Annotated in this window: 19 protein-coding genes; 6 read left to right on the forward strand and 13 right to left on the reverse strand. The window is 69.1% G+C overall.

The window, feature by feature from the left end:
- Positions 1 to 15: 15 nt before the first annotated feature.
- Positions 16 to 354 (forward strand): thioredoxin, encoded by a 339-nt coding sequence (gene trxA, locus ACW178_RS01270; protein ID WP_191558857.1) that lies wholly within the window; start codon positions 16 to 18, stop codon positions 352 to 354.
- A 71-nt stretch (positions 355 to 425) separates the two neighbouring features.
- The gene (locus ACW178_RS01275) at positions 426 to 614 is read left to right on the forward strand and encodes a hypothetical protein (protein WP_191558858.1); all 189 of its coding nucleotides are present in this window, start codon (positions 426 to 428) and stop codon (positions 612 to 614) included.
- On the opposite strand, the gene ACW178_RS01280 is transcribed toward ACW178_RS01275, so the two are convergent.
- From ACW178_RS01280 to ACW178_RS01335, 12 genes are all read right to left on the reverse strand, one after another.
- Entirely contained in the window at positions 611 to 1,885 is a 1,275-nt protein-coding gene (locus ACW178_RS01280) for a bifunctional folylpolyglutamate synthase/dihydrofolate synthase (protein WP_191558859.1), read from the reverse strand. The genes ACW178_RS01275 and ACW178_RS01280 overlap by 4 nt on opposite strands.
- 5 nt (positions 1,886 to 1,890) lie before the next feature.
- Positions 1,891 to 2,781: an acetyl-CoA carboxylase carboxyltransferase subunit beta gene (locus ACW178_RS01285; RefSeq protein ID WP_287104143.1), complete on the reverse strand. Its 891-nt coding sequence runs from the start codon at positions 2,779 to 2,781 to the stop codon at positions 1,891 to 1,893.
- 10 nt (positions 2,782 to 2,791) lie between these two features.
- Positions 2,792 to 3,631, reverse strand: a complete 840-nt coding sequence (gene trpA / locus ACW178_RS01290) for a tryptophan synthase subunit alpha (RefSeq protein ID WP_287104144.1) — start codon at positions 3,629 to 3,631, stop codon at positions 2,792 to 2,794.
- On the reverse strand, positions 3,628 to 4,077 hold the full coding sequence (locus ACW178_RS01295) for a hypothetical protein (protein ID WP_287104146.1): 450 nt from the start codon (positions 4,075 to 4,077) through the stop codon (positions 3,628 to 3,630). Before ACW178_RS01295 ends, trpA begins: the two co-directional genes overlap by 4 nt.
- Positions 4,074 to 5,276: a tryptophan synthase subunit beta gene (trpB, locus tag ACW178_RS01300; protein ID WP_492025038.1), complete on the reverse strand. Its 1,203-nt coding sequence runs from the start codon at positions 5,274 to 5,276 to the stop codon at positions 4,074 to 4,076. Before trpB ends, ACW178_RS01295 begins: the two co-directional genes overlap by 4 nt.
- Before the next feature lie 77 nt (positions 5,277 to 5,353).
- Positions 5,354 to 5,995: a phosphoribosylanthranilate isomerase gene (locus ACW178_RS01305; protein ID WP_444572975.1), complete on the reverse strand. Its 642-nt coding sequence runs from the start codon at positions 5,993 to 5,995 to the stop codon at positions 5,354 to 5,356.
- Positions 5,992 to 6,405 carry a type II toxin-antitoxin system VapC family toxin gene (locus ACW178_RS01310; RefSeq protein WP_152949107.1) on the reverse strand — a complete coding sequence of 138 codons (414 nt, stop codon included), beginning with the start codon at positions 6,403 to 6,405 and terminating at the stop codon, positions 5,992 to 5,994. Before ACW178_RS01310 ends, ACW178_RS01305 begins: the two co-directional genes overlap by 4 nt.
- Entirely contained in the window at positions 6,402 to 6,665 is a 264-nt protein-coding gene (locus ACW178_RS01315; protein ID WP_182714770.1) for a type II toxin-antitoxin system Phd/YefM family antitoxin, read from the reverse strand. Before ACW178_RS01315 ends, ACW178_RS01310 begins: the two co-directional genes overlap by 4 nt.
- Before the next feature lie 19 nt (positions 6,666 to 6,684).
- Positions 6,685 to 7,419, reverse strand: coding sequence for a pseudouridine synthase (locus ACW178_RS01320; protein WP_287104344.1), 735 nt, complete (start codon positions 7,417 to 7,419; stop codon positions 6,685 to 6,687).
- 34 nt (positions 7,420 to 7,453) lie between these two features.
- On the reverse strand, positions 7,454 to 8,365 hold the full coding sequence (locus tag ACW178_RS01325) for a class I SAM-dependent methyltransferase (RefSeq protein WP_287104346.1): 912 nt from the start codon (positions 8,363 to 8,365) through the stop codon (positions 7,454 to 7,456).
- A 44-nt stretch (positions 8,366 to 8,409) separates the two neighbouring features.
- Positions 8,410 to 9,210 (reverse strand): undecaprenyl-diphosphate phosphatase, encoded by an 801-nt coding sequence (locus ACW178_RS01330; protein ID WP_191558863.1) that lies wholly within the window; start codon positions 9,208 to 9,210, stop codon positions 8,410 to 8,412.
- Positions 9,211 to 9,234: 24 nt separating this feature from the next.
- Positions 9,235 to 10,401, reverse strand: coding sequence for a citrate/2-methylcitrate synthase (locus ACW178_RS01335; RefSeq protein ID WP_054764144.1), 1,167 nt, complete (start codon positions 10,399 to 10,401; stop codon positions 9,235 to 9,237).
- 157 nt (positions 10,402 to 10,558) lie between these two features.
- Between ACW178_RS01335 and ACW178_RS01340 the strand changes: the two genes are divergently transcribed.
- Positions 10,559 to 11,569, forward strand: a complete 1,011-nt coding sequence (locus ACW178_RS01340; protein ID WP_492024788.1) for a cation diffusion facilitator family transporter — start codon at positions 10,559 to 10,561, stop codon at positions 11,567 to 11,569.
- A gap of 55 nt (positions 11,570 to 11,624) precedes the next feature.
- On the forward strand, positions 11,625 to 12,311 hold the full coding sequence (gene fzlA / locus ACW178_RS01345; RefSeq protein ID WP_287105805.1) for an FtsZ-binding protein FzlA: 687 nt from the start codon (positions 11,625 to 11,627) through the stop codon (positions 12,309 to 12,311).
- On the opposite strand, the gene ACW178_RS01350 is transcribed toward fzlA, so the two are convergent.
- On the reverse strand, positions 12,308 to 12,643 hold the full coding sequence (locus ACW178_RS01350; protein ID WP_152949115.1) for a GIY-YIG nuclease family protein: 336 nt from the start codon (positions 12,641 to 12,643) through the stop codon (positions 12,308 to 12,310). The two genes, fzlA and ACW178_RS01350, sit on opposite strands and share 4 nt — an antisense overlap.
- Positions 12,644 to 12,701: 58 nt before the next feature.
- Here ACW178_RS01350 and ACW178_RS01355 point away from each other — a divergent pair, with 58 nt between their 5' ends.
- Positions 12,702 to 13,241: a DUF2239 family protein gene (locus tag ACW178_RS01355; protein WP_191559050.1), complete on the forward strand. Its 540-nt coding sequence runs from the start codon at positions 12,702 to 12,704 to the stop codon at positions 13,239 to 13,241.
- A 193-nt stretch (positions 13,242 to 13,434) separates the two neighbouring features.
- Positions 13,435 to 14,562 (forward strand): tRNA epoxyqueuosine(34) reductase QueG, encoded by a 1,128-nt coding sequence (gene queG / locus ACW178_RS01360; RefSeq protein ID WP_492024789.1) that lies wholly within the window; start codon positions 13,435 to 13,437, stop codon positions 14,560 to 14,562.
- Positions 14,563 to 14,783: the final 221 nt, after the last annotated feature.

The following is a 14,783-nucleotide window of genomic DNA, read 5'->3' on the forward strand; positions in this document are numbered from 1 at the left end:
CCCAAGGAGCCATTTATGGCGACAGTCAAAGTCACGGACGAAAGCTTCGACGCCGACGTCCTGAAATCCTCCACCCCCGTCCTGGTGGACTTCTGGGCCGAATGGTGCGGCCCCTGCAAACAGATCGGCCCGGCCCTGGAACAGATCGCCGACGAACTGGGCGGTCAGGTCACCGTCGCCAAGATCAATATCGACGACAGCCCCCTGACCCCGTCCAAACTGGGGGTGAAGGGCATCCCCACCCTGATGCTGTTCAAGGACGGCCAGATGGCCTCGATGAAGGTCGGCGCCATGCCCAAGGGCAAGATCGTCGAATGGCTGGCCGAGGCGGGCGTCAAGGCCGACGCCGCCTGATCTCGGACGAAATCTGAACGACAGACGCCCGCCGGTACCGACCGACGGGCGTTTTTGCTAGAAGGCCGCCTATGAGCGACGAAACTCCGCCCGCCGACCTCCCCGACGACATCCCCGGCGAAACCCCGGTTCAGAAGGCCCTGCGCCTGAAGACCGCCAAGCTGGAGGCTCGGCCCAAGCCGCCGCGGGGCGGACGTTTCCAGCGCGAACAGGCCGCCCGCATCGCGGCGGGCAAGTCCAAACCCTGGATGACCCGCTAGACGGGCCAGGTCTCCGGGCTGGCGCCCAGCACCTCGCCCGCCAGATACAGCGACCCGCAGATCGCCACCCGGCCCGCACCGAACCGCAAGGCAAGGTCCAGGGCCTCGCCCACCGAGCCCGCCGGGGTCGCCGCCAGACCATGGCCGCGCGCCACGGCCGCCAGGGCCGCAGGCTCGGCCGCCGCCCCGTCGAAGCCGACGGTGAAGACCGTGGCCTGGCTGTCCTTCAAGGCCGCAAAGAAACCACCGGCGTCCTTATTGCCCAGCATGCCGCAGATCAGGGCCAGGGGGCGCGGCGCCCGCGCCTGACGCTCGGCGAGAAAAGCCGCCAGCGCCCGTCCGGCATGGGGATTGTGCCCTCCGTCCAGCCACAGCTCCGCCTCCGCCGCCTTGGCCGCCTGCCCATAGGGTCCGGTCGAGATCCGCTGCAGCCGCGCCGGCCACCGCACGGCCTTCAGCCCTTCGACGATCGCGCTTTCCGGCAGATCCAGCTCCAGGGCGGCGGCTATGGCCACGGCCGCATTGTCGATCTGGTGCGCTCCCGCCAGGGCGGGCGCCGGCAGGTCCATGAACAGGTCCGCCGTCTGGAAGGCCATGCCGCCCCGCTCGGCCCAGGCGTCGAAATCCACACCCAGAACCGTCAGCCGCGTATGGACGTCGGCGGCCCGGCGTTCGATGGCCTTGAACGCCTCCTCGCGCTGGCGCCCGATGACGGCCGGCGCCCCCGCCTTCAGCACCCCGGCCTTTTCCGAGGCGATCCCGGCCAGGTCCGTGCCCAGAAACTCGGCATGATCATAGTCGACCGGGGTGATCACGCTCAGCAGCGGCCGTTCGATCACATTGGTGGCGTCCAGCACCCCGCCCAGGCCGACCTCGATCACCGCCAGGTCGGCCGGGGTCTCGGCCATGGCCAGGAAGGCGGCGGCGGTGGTGCTCTCGAACACCGTGGCCTCGCCGGACACGCCCTCGATCCGGTCGAGGATGGCGTTCAGATGATCGTCCTCGATCAACCGCCCCGCCAGCCGGATCCGCTCGTTGAACCGCACCAGATGGGGCGAAGTATAGGCATGGACCTTCAGCCCCGCCGCCTCGGCGATGGCCCGGATCAGGGCCACGGTCGATCCCTTGCCGTTCGTCCCCGCCACATGGACCACCGGCGGCAACCGATGCTGCGGATCGCCCAGGGCCGCGCACAGGGCGCGCATCCGATCCAGCGACAGATCAATCCGCTGCGGATGTCGGGCGCGCAGCCGTTCGGAGATGGGGTCCACGCCCGTCAGGCCGCCTGGCGATTTCCGCCCATCAGCATGGACAGGATCCGGCCCAGGACTTGGGGCAGATCGGCGCGGGTCACGACCCGGTCGACCATGCCCTTCTCCTGCAGATATTCGGCGCGCTGGAAGCCCGGCGGCAGTTTTTCGCGGATGGTGGCCTCGATCACGCGCGGACCGGCGAAGCCGATCAAGGCGCCCGGCTCGGCCAGATGGACATCGCCCAGCATGGCGTAGGAGGCGGTCACCCCGCCCGTGGTCGGGTCGGTCAGCACCACCACATAGGGCAGTTTCGCCGACTTCAGCTCTTCGATGGCCAGGGTGGTGCGCGCCATCTGCATCAGCGACAGGGCGCCCTCCTGCATCCGCGCCCCGCCGGCGGCGGTGAAACAGACCAGCGGAACCTCACGCGTCACGGCCTCGCGCGCCGCCTTGATGAAGGCTTCGCCCGCGGCCATGCCCAGCGACCCGCCCATGAAGGTGAAGTCCTGAACGATCACCACCGCCTTCTGGCCGCCGACCGAACCATAGCCGATGGCCATGGTGTCCTTGCGCCCCGCCGCCTTGCGCGCGGCGTTCAGCCGGTCCTTGTAGGACTTGCCGTCCGAGAACTTCAGCGGATCCTCAGGCACGTCCGGCGTTTCGATCGTCTCATAGACGCCGCCGTCGAAGGTGGCCTTCAGCCGCGTCGGCGCATCGATCCGCATATGGCGGCCCGACGGCGTCACCCACAGGGCGGCCTCCAGGTCCGAGCGGTACAGCATCTCGCCGGTGTCGGGGTCCTTGACCCACAGATTGTCGGGGGTGTCGCGGCGCGAAACGATCTTGCGGACGCCGGGCGCGAAACGGCTCAGCCAGCCGCCGCGCTTTTCCTGGGGTTTGTTCTTCTCGACCATGGGCGGGCTCTTAGACGGTTTCCGTCACGGAAGCACTAGTCACCGATCGAACCGCGTCGCCCAGCGCCTTGACCCGGGCCAGGACGCGCGGCGCGGCGGGCGCATTGGCCTCAAGGGCGGCGGCCACCTCGTCCACCAAGGCCGAGCCGACCACCACCGCATCGGCGACGCGGGCGATCTCGGCTGCCCGCTCCGGCGTCTTGACCCCGAAGCCGACCGCGACCGGCAGGCCCGAGGCCTTGCGCACCCGCTCCACCGCCGGCGCCACGACGTCGGCGTTCGCTTCCTTGACGCCCGTCACGCCCGCGACGGCGACGTAATAGACGAAGCCCGAGGTGCCCTGGACCACGATCTTCAGCCGGTCGTCGTCCGAGGTCGGCGTCGCCAGGCGGATCAGCGAGATCGAAACCTTGTCCAGCGCCTCGATCAGCGGCCCGGCCTCTTCCGGCGGGCAGTCCACCACGATCAGCCCGTCGACGCCGCACTCGGCCGCATAGGCGGCGAAGGCGTCGTATCCCAGGCTCTCGATCGGGTTCAGATAGCCCATCAGTATGATCGGCGTCGTCTGGTCGTCCTTGCGGAACTCCCGCGCCAGATCCATGGTCGAGCGCAGGCCGAAACCCGCCGCCATGCCTCGGATCGCCGCCCGCTGGATCGGCGGCCCCTCGGCCATCGGATCGCTGAACGGAAAGCCCAGTTCGATGATGTCCGCCCCGGCGGCAGGCAGCCCCTTCAGGATCGCCAGCGCCTCTTCGCGCGACGGATCGCCCCCCATCACATAGGGGATAAAGGCCGCCCGGCCCTCGGCCTTCAGTGCGGCGAAACAGGCGTCGATACGGGCGGTGGTCATTGGGTCGATGTGTCCGAAGCAGGCTTCTCGGCGGCGGCGGCCTGAGCGCACACGTCGCCCGGAATGGTGGCGAAGCCCAGATAGGCGGGCAGTTCGGCGACGGCGACCTTGGACGTGTCGTAGAAGGCGACCATCTGCATACCGTCGCAACCGCCGCCCTCGCGACGCTTGATCAGGACGACGCGGTTCTCGTCGCCGCCCGCCGCCAGCCAGCCTTTGGTCTCCAGATCGGCGATATAGGCCTCGGCCAGGGCGCCGACCTGACCCAGGGGCGCGGTGACGCACCAGGCCCGGCCGGCCAGATTGTTCAGACCGCCGCAATCGGGCGAAAGCTGCGCGCCCGGCAGCAGGGCGACATCGGCGGGTTTAACCTCAACCGGCGTCTGGGCCTGAACGGCCGTCGAAAGGCTCAGGGCGGCGGCGATCGCCGACAGGCTGCGGATCACAATTCCACTCCCAGATGACGGGCGACCTGGAAGATGTCCTTGTCGCCCCGGCCCGACATCAGCAGGACGACATCGCCGCCCTTGCCGACTTCGCGCGCCACTTCGCCGGTCCGCGCCAGGGCGTGGGCCGGTTCCAGGGCCGGGATGATGCCTTCCAGCTTCGAGCACAGCTGGAAGGCCTCCAGCGCCTCATTGTCCGTCGCCGAGCGATATTCGGCCCGGCCGATGTCGTGCAGCCAGGCGTGCTCCGGCCCGATGCCGGGATAGTCCAGCCCGGCCGAGATCGAATGGCCCTCGACGATGTTGCCGTCCTCGTCCTGCAACAGATAGGTCCGGTTGCCGTGCAGCACCCCCGACCGCCCGCCCTTCAGCGAGGCCGCATGGTCCGGCGTGTCCAGCCCGTGGCCCGCCGCCTCGACCCCGATCAGCCGCACGGCCGCATCGTCGATGAAGGGGTGAAAGGCGCCGATGGCGTTCGATCCGCCGCCGATACAGGCCACGACGGCGTCCGGCAGCTTGCCCATCCGGGCCATCGACTGGGTCTTGATCTCCTTGCCGATCACCGACTGGAAATCGCGCACCATGGCCGGATAGGGGTGCGGACCCGCCGCCGTGCCGATGATGTAATAGGTGTCCGAGACGTTGGTCACCCAGTCGCGCATCGCCTCGTTCATCGCGTCTTTGAGGGTCGCGGCGCCGGCGGTGACGGGGAAGACCTCGGCCCCCAACAGACGCATGCGGAAGACGTTCGGCTGCTGCCGCTCCACGTCCACCGCCCCCATATAGACGGTGCAGGGCAGGCCGAACCGCGCCGATACGGTGGCCGAGGCCACGCCGTGCTGGCCGGCGCCGGTCTCGGCGATGATCCGGGTCTTGCCCATGCGCCGGGCCAGCAGAATCTGGCCCATACAGTTGTTGATCTTGTGCGCGCCGGTGTGGTTCAGATCCTCGCGCTTCAGCCAGATGTTCGCCCCGCCGAAATGTTCGGTCAGCCGCTCGGCGAAATACAGCGGGCTCTCGCGACCCACATAGTGGGTCAGATAGCCGTCCAGTTCGGCCTGGAAACTGGGGTCCGCCTTGGCCGCCTTATAGGCCGCATCCAGCTCATGGATCAGCGGCATCAGGGTCTCGGCCACGAACTGCCCCCCGTAAGGCCCGAACCGTCCCTGCGCGTCCGGCCAGGCATAGGCGTTGGACAGCGGCTGGGCGGGATCAGGAGCTTGGATGGGCGTTTGAGCGTTCACGGTTTCGACTTTCACGCGGAGAGGCGTCGTAATTACGACCGGCGCGCGTTTTGGATGAAGGCCGCGATCCGGTCGGCGTCCTTAACACCCGGCGCGCTTTCGACGCCAGAGGAGACGTCCAGCATCGGCGCCCCGGCGATCCGCAGCGCCTCGGCCACATTGTCGGGATTTAGCCCCCCCGCCAGGAACCACGGATGACGGAAGGCCCGATCCGCCAGCAGGGTCCAGTCGAAACTATGCCCCACCCCGCCCGGCAGGACCGACCCCTCCGGCGGCTTGGCGTCGAACATCAGATGATCGGCGTGATAATCCCATTCGTCGGCGGCGGCGAAGTCGTCGCCATGGCGGATCGGCAGGGCCTTGATCACCCCCGCCCCGGTCAGGGCCCGCACGGCTTCCGCCCGCGCCGGGCTCTCCGCCCCGTGCAGCTGGATGAAGTCCGGCCTCAGCGTCCGCGCGATCTCTTCCAGCAGGGCGTCGTCCGGATCGACCGTCACCGCCACGATCTTCGCCCGCCCCCGCGCCCGCTCGAACAGGTCGGCGGCGGCTTCCGGCGCCAGATGGCGCGGGCTCTTGGGAAACACCACCGCCCCCACGAAATCCGCCCCGCCGTCCAGGGCGGCGTCCAGGGTGTCGGGCGTCGTCAGGCCGCAGATCTTGATCTTGATCGTCATGGGACGATCACCGTCAGCCCTATGTCGGTGGCGACCGTGGCCATGTCCTCGTCAAGAGTCGCCAGGCTGCAGCCATGCCTCGCCGCCAGCGCGAGATGAAGCGCATCGGGAGCGCGCAATCTCACGTCGTTTTTCACCAGGCGCCGCGCTTCCACCATGTCACCGTCAACCACAGAAAGGACGACCCTGCCTCTCAACCATTGGTCCAGTTGCAGTTCGAACTCGCGCCGATCCCTGTCGCGCAGATTGCGCATACGAGTCTTCACCGCCAAGGCGGAGGAAAACTCTGTGAGAGCCCAACTGCTCATGACGAAGGCATCGACACCCGCGATCCAGACCGACGCCCGCTCAGTGTGCTTGTCGGTCTGAAACAGGGACATCAGGACGCTGGTGTCCAGATAGACGGTCAAATCTCTTCGTTCCGCATCCGGCGCAAGAGGGTTACGGAGTCCATCTCGGCTTCAGACTTGATCCGCACACGTTTCAGCCAGTCCATGTCCATCGGCCCTGACGTCGGCTCGACCTCCTGCGCCGGCTCCAGTCGCGCCACAGGCACGCCGCGCCGTGTGATGGTCACGGCCTCGCCCGCCAGCATGCGATCCAGCAGCTTGGGCAGGTTGTTCTTGGCTTCGGCGACGGAGTAGCTGGACATGGCCATCAAGATAGCCATCTGACCGTCCAATGTCCAATCAGTCGAAGATTAGCGCGATCTCCTCTGGCGTCAGCAGCCGCCACTGCCCCGGCGCCAGATCGGCCGGCAGCGTCAGCCCGCCCAGCCGCTCGCGATGCAGGGTCTCCACATGGTTGCCGACGGCGGCGAACATGCGGCGCACCTGGTGATAGCGTCCCTCCGTCACCGTCAGCAGAGCCTCGGTCGGGGACACGACCTCCAGCACGGCGGGCGCCAGCGGCTTGTCCTCGCCCTCCAGCACCAGCTCGCCGGAGGCGAACAGCGCCCCTTCCGTCCCCGTCAGCGGCCGCGCCAGTCCGGCGCGATAGACCTTGGCCACATGGCGTTTGGGACTGATCACCCGGTGCAGCAGGTCGCCGTCGTCGGTCAGCAGCAACAGGCCGCTGGTCTGCTTGTCCAGCCGTCCGATGGTCGAGATGGCCGGATCGCGCCGCCGCCACCGGCCCGGCAGGATATCATAGACCAGCGCGCCCTCTTCCTTATGGGAACAGGTCATGCCCAGCGGCTTGTTCAGCAGGATCACCAGACCCTGCACCGGATCCAGCGGCTCCCCGTCGATCTCCATGCGGCTCGGCAGGTCCGGCGTCACGGCGATCCGCCTCGACACGTCGGTAAGGTCCGCGCCGTCCAGCAGGATCCCGCCCGCCTTGGCCATCCGCGCCATCTCGGCCCGCGACCCGTAGCCCATCGAGCCGAGCAGTCGATCGACGCGCGACGTGGGGGTCCTTTTCATGCGCTGACGCCCTTCGGGCTGCGGGAGCGCGGGCTCACTTCACCGCCTCGAACAGCTTGTACCCGCCCTCGTCGGCGACCAGTCGCACCCGGCCGAAGGCGGCGTTCAGCTCGGCCTCATAGGGCAGGTGCCGGTTCGCCACGATCCAGGCTGTCCCGCCCTTCTTCAGCAGTTCCGCCGCCTTGCGGATAAAGGCCTGGCCCAGCCGTCGATCCTCGGCCCCGCCGTCGTGGAAGGGCGGATTGCTGACGACGAAATTCAGGTCGCCTCCGGCGGGCAGGGTCCGCACATCGGCCCATTCAAAGCTCGCCCGTGGGTCTTCGACATTCTTCCGCGCCGCCTCGACGGCTCGGCGGTCCAGGTCGATCAGCCGCAGGCCCGTCACCCCCGGCGACCGCAGGACCACCGTCGCCAGAGCCCCATAGCCGCAGCCCAGGTCGGCGCCCGCCCCCTTCAGCGCCGGCAGGTGCTGCGCCAACAGGGCCGAGCCCGCGTCGATCCGGTCCCAGGCGAAGATCCCCGGCTGGGACCAGGCCTCCAGCCCCGGCACGATCCGCGCCGCGCCCTCGGCTATGGCCGCGTCGATACCCGTCATCGCCTCGGGCCTGATCACGACGCAGCGGCGATGGTGCGCCTTGGCCGTCTCGCCCACCTCGACGCCGAAGCCGGTCAGCTCCTTCTTCAGCCGCGACCCGCCCTTGTCCTTCAAGGCCATGACGTCCAGCCGCCCCCCGACCTTCAGCGCCCTCAGCGCCAGGGCCAGGGTGTAGCGCCGCTCCAGCACGCCGGGCGGGGCGTAGATCATGATCTCGTCGACCGAGCCTTCGCTCACAGCCTCCAGGGCGGTCGAGCCGGGGATCAGGGGCGAGACTTGGATCGCGGCGCCGGCGCCGGTGCTGGGCGGATCGAAGACGACCGGCGGTCGGCCGTAAAGAAGCGTGCTCATGCCCGCCCCTTAGATGGTGAACGCGAAAATCGCCAGCCGGGGCCTCAGAACCCCGCCTGCAACAGGGCCAGCCCGACCACTCCGACCACGATCCGCCACCAGGCGAAGGGGCCAAAGCCGTGCCTGGACACGAAGTCCAGCAGGAAGCGCACCACCACCAGGGCGGTCAGGAAGGCCACCACGAAGCCCACCACGATCAGGCCCACGTCGCTGAAGTCCAGCGTCTTGTGGTTCTTCAGCAGGTCATAGGCCACCGCCGCCCCCATGGTGGGCAGGGCCAGAAAGAAGCTGAACTCGGCCGCCGACCGCTTGTCGGTCTTCAGCAACAGGCCGCCGGCGATGGTGGCGCCGGATCGCGACACGCCGGGAATCATGGCCAGGCACTGGAACAGGCCGATCAGAAAATAGACCCGCATCGGATACTGGCTGGCGTCCAGCCACTGGGGCCGCTTGTCCATCCGGTCCAGGGCCAACAGGATCACCCCGCCGACGATCAGGGCGATACAGATCACCTGGGGCGTCTCGAACAGCACGGTCTTGATGAAGTCGTAGGCCAGGAAGCCGATCACCACCGCCGGGGCGAAGGCCAGCAGCAGGCCGATCAGGAACCGCCGGGCCTCCGGATCGAAGGGCCAGCGCGTCGCCAGGGTCCACAGCCGTTTGAAATAGACGCTGATAATGGCGAGCAGCGCCCCCAGCTGGATGACGATCTCGAACGTCTTGCCCGCGCTCTGGAAGCCCATGAAATGGCCCAGCAGCAGCATGTGCCCGGTGGAGGACACCGGAATGAACTCGGTCAGTCCTTCGACCAGGCCGAGAATGATCGCCGCAAGCCAATCCGACATGAAGTCCCCGTCACAGGCCGGAGGTCAGTGCGCGCCCGGCTCGGGCCCCACATAGCGCAATCGCGCCCGGATAGGCGAGCCGTCCGTCGCCTGATCCACAGCATGGGCCAAAAGGCCGACCAGCCGCCCCAGCAGCAGCAGGTCGCCCGCTCCCGTCGGCCCCAGGTCCAGCCGTCGCGCGATCAGGGCCAGGGCCAGATGGAAGCCGGCCGGCCGGCCCGCCGCCGCCTCGCCCTCGGCGAGCAGGGCCTGGAGGTCCGCCGGCAGCCCCGTCGCCTCCAGCAGGGGTCGCGTCCGCGGATCGACCCGGCCGAAGGCCGCCGTCTCCTCGAAGCCCGGCACCCCGCCCTTCAGGGCCAGCCAGCGTCGCGCCGCGCCCGAAGGGTCGCGCCGCGCCTCCCCGACATAGGCCACGACCTCGCCCAGTTCGCCCAGGGGGGCGCCGCTCAGGGTGGTGATCCCGGCCAGGACCGCCCCGGCCAGGGGCGCGCCGCCGAAGGCCGCCGCCCGCGTCGCCAGCACCGCCTCGTCCAGACCGCAGTCGGCCCCCAGCACCAGGGCGCGGCGGATCAGATGGCTGTCGCGTTCGAACGCCTTGAAGCCGCGCGCCAGACGCTGGTGCAGATACAGGCGCGGGCCGGGGCCGGAGACGCTGTCCACCACCTCGTTCAGCAGCGAGGCCGCCTCCTGTTTCAGTCCCGCCGGGTCGTGGCTGCGCAGGGAGCGGTCCTCGATCGCGCGACGGCCCAGTACGGCCAGAACCCGCCTCTGGGTCGAACCGCCGACGATCGGATCGATACGCGGCTTCAGTCCGACGAAGGGGTCCCCGTCCCGCACGTCCCACAGCAGGCGGGCCGCCGCCTCGACGGTCGCCGTCTCAGCCAGCTGCACCGCGTCCAGACCGCGATAGAACAGCCGGCCTTCGGCGATCAGGCCTACGGAGGATTGAATGTCGGCCTCGCCGCGCGCCGCCGCCCCCACGACCGGCGCCCGCACCTCGGTCTCGCCTTCGGCCCCGTCGCCGCACAGGCGGGCCACGTCGGCGGCGGCGTACAGGCTTCTGCGGGGGTCGGCGGGGTCGGGACGGGCGGCGATCCGCCCCCGGCTGACATAGGCGTACAGGGTCTGGGCCTTGACCCCCAGCCGGGTCAGGGCCTCATGTCTCGCGATCCAGCGTTCGTCAGCGTCCATGCCGCCCCCACGACTACGACCGATGCCCCGTATGAACGGAGACCGGCATAGCGCCGTTTCGTCTCCTTAATCCTAATGACGCGCCCGATCCAGTTGGACCAGTCCAAATGAGCGCCCCGGTTGGCTTTCCGCCACGATTGCGCGACAAGACCAGCCGATGACGCCGACGCCCGCCCCCGCCCGACCGCCCGCCCCGCCCCCTTCGGAGGATCCGCATCTGGCCACGCGCCGCATCACGCGGCTGTCAGTCGGGGCGGCCTTGACCCTGATCGCGCTGAAGGCCTTCGCCCTGGGCGCCTCCGGCTCGGTCTCCATCCTGGCCAGTCTGACGGATTCGGTTCTGGACCTGGCGGCCTCCCTGGCCACCTTCTTCGCCGTGCGCTGGGCCGCCGCGCCCCCGGACGAGGATCATCGCTACGGCCACGGCAAGGGCGAGGCCCTGGCGGCCCTGGTCCAGGCGGGTCTGGTCTTCGCCTCGGCCCTGTTCATCGGCTGGGAGGGGCTGCAGCGCATCTTCGACCCGCGTCCCGTCACCGCCGGAAGCTGGGCCGTGGGGGTGGTCATCGCCTCCATCGCCGTCACCGCCTGGCTGGTCTGGATGCAGACCCGCGCCCTGAAGGCCAGCGGCTCCCTGGCGGTCGCGGGCGACCGCGCCCATTACGCCGCCGACCTGGCCTCCAATCTGGTGGTGCTGGTCGGGGTGATCTCGGGCGCCTTCCTCGGCGCGCCGGGGCTGGACGCCGCCGCCGGACTGGTGGTCGCCGTCTGGCTGTTCTGGGGCGCGATCGGCATGTTGAGGGCCGCCGCCGACCATCTGCTGGACCGCGCCGTCCCGGAAAGCGACCGCGCCGCCATCGCCCAGGCCGTGCTGGCCGACCCCCGCATCCAAGGCGTCCACCAGCTGCGCACCCGGATGGCCGGTTCGGTCATGATGATCCAGATGCATGTCGATCTGGACCCCGATCTGCGTCTGGAGGCGGCCCACGCCATCGTCGTCGAGGCCGAACGCCGCGTGCTCAGCCACTATCCCACGGCCGACATCCTGATCCACGCCGACCCGCGCCGGCGCGCCGTCGCCCCCGCCGCGTCCGAACCGGCGCCCGCCGCCGAGGCCCAGCCCCCTGCTGCGGACACGCCGCCGGCCCCGCCCAAAGGCCCCTGGTCCTGACAGCCCCGCCGATGCGGTAAACGGACATTAACGGGTGCGGGCGCATCTAGGGCCTATGTCCGGCTCCTGCGTCCTGTTCCACTTCCCCTTCCAGCCCGCCTCGCGCGCGGCGCGCCTGGGCCTGGGCGAGGCGCGGATCGAATGGACCGATACGCCTGTTCGTCCGTGGGAAGATGATTGCCCGGTCAATGATCTGAACCCCTCGGGCCTGCCGCCCGTCGTCCAGACGACCGACCGCGGTCGCCCCCTGACCCTGTGCGAACTGCCCGCCGTCCTGGGCTGGATCGAGGACCAGCAGAAGTCCCCCCTGCTCCTGCCCGCCGACCCTGCCGAACGGGCCGAAGCGCGCCGCCTGACCGGCTGGTTCGAGCGCCGCTTCACCGACGAAGTCGACGCCGTCCTTCTGCACGAGCGGATGGAGAAACCCCTGCTCAAACTGGGCCCGCCCGAGGCCCGCGCTTTGCGCCACGGCCGCGACGCCCTGAAATCCCACCTCGCCATGCTGGAAGACCTGGTCGCCGCCCGCGACTGGCTGGCCGGCCGCCGGCTGTCCCAGGCCGACCTGATCGCCGCCGCCCACCTGTCCGTCTTGGACTATTTCGGCGAGGTCCAGTGGACCCACTGGCCCGCGCTGAAGCTCTGGTACTCCAAGGTCAAATCCCGCCCCTGCTTCCGCCCCCTGCTGGCCGACCGCTTCGTCGGCGTGCCGCCGTCGGGGTGGTATGCCGATCTGGACTTCTAAAGCGCCTCGGCCCCCAATCGCGCGATCCACAGCTTCGCTCGACTGATCAGCTCATCCTTGCGGCGCAGGTCCGAGACGTCCTCCGGCAGACGGTCCAGCTGTTCGAAGCGGAAATCCTCGGGTGCGTGCGCCTTCCAGGCCGCCTGGAGCGACCGATAGGGGCTGCCGCCGTGACGCAGCGCGAACCACAGGCCGTTCTGTTCGGTGTCGATGTGGCGGCTCTTGCCGACCCAGACCTGGCCCGTCGCGCTGCAGATCACAGCATAGACCCCGGCGATGGTCGGCCGCTCCTTATATTCCGCGATCAGGGTCTTGCGATCTGTCTGGGTCATGGCGCTCTCTTATTTATCCGGGTATAAATATGACGACTAATTTCATCCGGGTAAATACATGGGCGACGAAAATCGCAATCTGGTTCTGTTCGACGGCCCCCGCCGCATCGCCAGAGGCTCGGACGCCGCTGTAGCGGCCGCCTTGCGCAAGGCCCTGGAGGCGGCGCCTCAAGCCGCGCTGCGCGTGTTCGATCTGGCGACCGGTCGGCCGGTCGACCTGGACCTCCGCGAGACAGAAGCCGCTCCGGCCGCCAGGCGCGGCCGTCCGCGCCTGGGCGTCGCCGCGCGCGAGGTCACGCTCCTGCCCCGCCACTGGGACTGGCTGGCCAGCCAGCCGGGGGGCGCCTCGGCCGCCCTGCGGCGTCTGGTGGACCAGGCCCGCAAGACCGGCGCAGACGACGACGCGCGGCGCCGCCGCACCGAGGCCGCCTATGGCTTCATGGTCGAGATGGCCGGCGACGCCCCTGCCTTCGAAGAGGCCAGCCGCGCCCTGTTCGCCGCAGATCGCGACCGGCTCGCCGCCCTGATCGCCCCGTGGTCGCCCGACATCCAGGCCCAAATTCTTGAGCTGTTCGACGGCGCCGCATCGACCGAATGACCGCCCCGGAATCCTCTCCGCTTGCGGGAGAGGTGGCCCGGCGTCCGCGCAGCGGACCAGGGTCAGAGAGGGAAGTGTCGCCAAAGGCTGAACTTCCCCCATCGTCAGCCGTCTCGCTCCGCTCGACGCGCTGACACTTCCCCCGCAAGCGGGGGAAGGTCTTCCTCGCCCGATTTCGTGCTATCCCCGCCCCGTGTCCGACCGCCTGAAAACCTTCATCCGCCGGCGCGCGACCGAGCTCGGCTTCGACGTCTGCCGCTTCGCCTCGGCGGCCGACGCCTGGCCGGCGGGCGAGCGGCTGCGGCGTTTCGTGGACGAGGGCCGGCATGGCGACATGGCGTGGATGCAGACCACCCTGGACCGCCGCCGGCACCCCACCGCCATGTGGGACGAGGCCAGGACCGCCATCGTCCTGGGCATGAACTACGGCCCCGACCAGAACCCGCTGGATCAGCTGGCCGACCGCTCGACCGGCTACATCTCGGTCTATGCGCGCGGCGACGACTATCATGAGGTCATCAAGGGCCGGCTGAAACAGCTGGCGGGCCAGATCGCCGCCCGCAACGGCGCCGACATCAAGGTCTTCGTCGACACCGCCCCCCTGATGGAAAAGCCCCTGGCCCAGCGCGCCGGACTGGGCTGGCAGGGCAAACACACCAATCTGCTCAGCCGCACCCACGGCAACTGGCTGTTTCTGGGCGTGATCCTGACCACCGCCGAGATCGAGCCGGACGCGGCCGAGACCGAACACTGCGGCCGCTGCACCGCCTGTCTCGACGCCTGCCCCACCAAGGCCTTCCCCGCCCCGTTCCAGCTCGACGCCCGACGCTGCCTCTCCTACCTGACCATCGAATTCGGCGGTCCCTGGCCGGTCGAGTTCCGCACCCTGACCGGATCGCGCATCTATGGCTGCGACGACTGTTTAGCCGTCTGTCCGTGGAACAAGTTCGCGCAAGAGGCCCGCGAGATCCGGCTTCAGCCCCGCCCGGCCCTTGAAAGCCCACGCCTGGACGACCTGCTGGGGCTGGACGACCCCGCCTTTCGCGCCCTCTTCGCCAAGAGCCCGGTCAAGCGGATCGGCCGGGATCGGTTTCTCAGGAACGTGCTCTACGCCGTGGGAAACTCGGGTGACGCGACGCTGATCGCCCCGACGAAAGCCTTGCTGGCTGACCCCTCGCCCCTGGTGCGCGGCGCCGCCGTCTGGGCCCTGTCGCAGCTGACGCCGCCCGCCGAATTTGCGGCCTTGGCCCAGGCGACGACCGAAACCGATCCCCAGGTTCTGGAGGAATGGCGGCGGTCCGAAACGGCTTGGTCCTCATGACCCACGCGATGGACGGACACGATTTCAAAAGCTTGCTCGAAATCAGCGCTCTTCAACCCACCGCGCTCGCCGAGACGGTTATACTGCCGTCCTGATCTTTGACATTCACCGCGACGCTGCGAGCCGATCGCAAAAATCTGCACGAAAGTGCACTCAAAAAAATCGCAGTGCGCTTTTTCGTCTCCTCCCCACGACGTGGGGAGGAGACGGATCGTGCGGGC

This window comes from Brevundimonas sp. AVps4, from assembly GCF_058681525.1.